Raw genomic sequence first — 1613 nt, forward strand, 5'->3', positions numbered from 1 at the left:
TGTTTAGCCAACTTACGGCTTTCTTGGCATGCTGTTGTCCCCTTTCAGTTTCCCTCCAAGGTTAGCCAAGTGATACTAGGTCTTTTAGGGTTGACCTAACAGCTTGCAATCACCGTTTTTCCTTGCCCCCTTATGGGCGCACATAATCCCCATAACACGCGTTAACCTTTGTCCTGAAGTTATTGGGATCGGAGCAACCAGCTGGGTTTAAATGATTCTTACTTTGTGAGAACGCAATGGCTGTTTGCTCTGAATAGCCACCCCTTGCTAATGCATAGCTAATGAATCCTGAGCCAAAATTGTAAGATTGCAGGGCGAGAGCGATATCCCCATTCGCCTGGCCTAACACATCTTTAAATTCCAATACACCTGCTTCAATAGAAATATTCGGATCTTTAATGCAGCCCATACGAGCATTTCCTTTTACACCAATACAAGATGGGCTTAAATCTCCATAGTGTCCCTCTGATGCTTGCATTGGGTCATTTCCTGCTCCAGCTGATTCCTGCATCATTTGTGCTGCCAGAATACCAACATATTGAGCAACACCATGTTTTTCTGCCATCTCTTTAATTTTAGGAAGATACCCTGTTACCTTTTCATTCAGATTGACAGGCTCCCCGCCAGGACTCACATTACCTACACACATACCACCAATAAATCCACCAGTTGGCGCAAGATGTCCATACGTTCCTTCTAACATGCCAGCTGCTAATATCTCACGGGCACGATCCTTTTGACTCTCGCTAAACTTTGCGAGTTCCATGGCTTTCTCAAGTCCATGAGAAGATGTTGTCACTTTTTTACTTCCACTCGCATTAATTTCATCTATTTTTTTCTTAAAATCTGTATCTCCCAATATCTTTTTTACATCTGGTCCGGAAAAACTTTCTGATTTTGTTTTTTGCATCTCCTTTTTCTTTTTTTCACAGGGACCATTTGGCCCTGCTTCACATACCTCTTTTTCTGTATATTCTTCATATTGAATATCCAAGAAATATGATATAGCATCATGCGGATCTTTACCAGTCAAATCGTTATCATACCGCGCCATATCAAAAGCGACAACCTCTTTCCAATCCACGTTTAGCGCCATTGAAATTTCCATATACTTTTTCACTTGTTCTTCTGTTTTACTTTCATCATCGGTAAATGGTACAAAAGATGCTAAAATCACACATACAGTAATAATAAGAGCCATAATGAGAGCAACAGGCAATCCTACCGCTCCAACAATAGCTCCAACAATTTTCACTACACCAGCTCTTAGCAGTTTGGCAGCAGCTTTCGCTGCCGCTCTTCCTGCTTTCCCTGCCATTTTTGCCATTTTCCCGCTTGCCTGCATCCCCTTTTTCTTAATAAAGTTTGATGTTGCATCTTTTAAAGGGTTACTTTTCTTCTGGTTATTTGGATCGTTAGGATTTTGACTCATAGACTTGTCACTCCATACTTTCCATTTTCATTATTTCTTCTTCTTCGCTGTGCTAAGCGAGGGTTTGGCGCAAATGGAATCAGATTTTGCGGGTCATGTTCTGATAAATTCAGATGCGTCTCTGTACGAACAACTTCGTCCTGTGTATGTGTTACTAAGATTTCTTCTCTTGGCTTAATAC

Annotated in this window: 2 pseudogenes; both read right to left on the reverse strand. The window is 41.3% G+C overall.

From position 1 onward, the window contains the following. Positions 1-142: 142 nt before the first annotated feature. Positions 143-1432 (reverse strand): annotated as a pseudogene (locus CO726_RS30815) (lysozyme family protein); the annotation flags it as partial. Further along, positions 1429-1613: pseudogene (locus tag CO726_RS30820) on the reverse strand (hypothetical protein); the annotation flags it as partial. The pseudogenes CO726_RS30820 and CO726_RS30815, both read right to left, overlap by 4 nt.

It is taken from the genome of Bacillus fungorum (genome assembly GCF_002746455.1).
Classification (GTDB): domain Bacteria; phylum Bacillota; class Bacilli; order Bacillales; family Bacillaceae_G; genus Bacillus_A; species Bacillus_A fungorum.